The organism is Pseudomonas laurentiana, from assembly GCF_014648275.1.
GTDB lineage: Bacteria > Pseudomonadota > Gammaproteobacteria > Pseudomonadales > Pseudomonadaceae > Aquipseudomonas > Aquipseudomonas laurentiana.
Map to the genome: position 1 here is coordinate 1 of NZ_BMQU01000081.1, position 1,033 is coordinate 1,033.

The 1,033-nt window shown below is 47.5% G+C and carries 1 rRNA gene; it reads right to left on the bottom strand.

The annotated features are described in order from the left end of the window. Positions 1–304: ribosomal RNA gene (locus IE038_RS25525) — 23S ribosomal RNA — on the bottom strand; the annotation flags it as partial. Between the last annotated feature and the right edge of the window lie 729 nt (positions 305–1,033).

A 1,033-nucleotide genomic window follows, 5' to 3' on the forward strand; every position in this document is an offset into this window, starting at 1 on the left:
GCAGCATGACGCTTAGATTGCTCTCCCACAACCCCGTTTTAACGGTTTAGGCTGATCCCATTTCGCTCGCCGCTACTACGGGAATCGCTTTTGCTTTCTCTTCCTCTGGCTACTAAGATGTTTCAGTTCGCCAGGTTGTCCCTTGTCTGTCTATGGATTCAACAGATAGTTAAAAAGGTTAACCTATTCGGGAATCTCCGGATCTATGCTCAATTTCCACTCCCCGAAGCATTTCGTCGATTAACACGCCCTTCTTCGTCTCTGGGTGCCTAGGTATCCACCGTACGCCCTTAGTTTTTTGAACCTTGCCGCTCAAGGCCGTCTTAAGGAGCTACTAATATTCAAGACATGAAAGCATCTTATCAACGTCCATGAACGATAAAATAAATCATAGATAAACTGCCGATTATGACTGATCTGCTCCGCAGAATCATCACGGGGTGGAGATAAGCGGACTCGAACCGCTGGCATCCGCCACAGGGTCAACCACTGTCTATTGAACCCTCTTGATTAAGTCTACCATAGAAGGTCAACAATCGACAATAGCCTTCCCCCCGAACACAGCTCACAATTTTCATTGTACTGTGCTCTCCAAAGAGCAACTCCTCCCAAAAGCAATGTTGCCCCTAGGAATTCTTGAAGTTCTTAAGAATTCAAACTCCGGAAGAACCAGGAACAAAAAGCTCTTCTTTTTTCCACCGACTCTTTGGTCTTATCTTAAAAAGATTGCCCTTCTCCGACCCTTCCTGCCCAATCAGAAGGGACAGCTAATGCGTTCCACTTCTCAAATCAGGGTATGTGGTCGGTCTGTGACCCCTGGATGATGAAAACATCCTTGGAGCGATTTCGTAGTTCCTACGGGGTGGAGATGATGGGGTCGGTCCATGGCATGACTTTTCCTTCTGCCCCCGTTTTTTTGGGCTAAAAAGGGTTGAAGGGAGATAGTACATCAAGTTGTTCGCAAGGGCCAACTTGATCCTCTTCCCCGAGGAGCCTATAAGAAAGATCCCTAGGGGAGCCGCCGACTCCAACT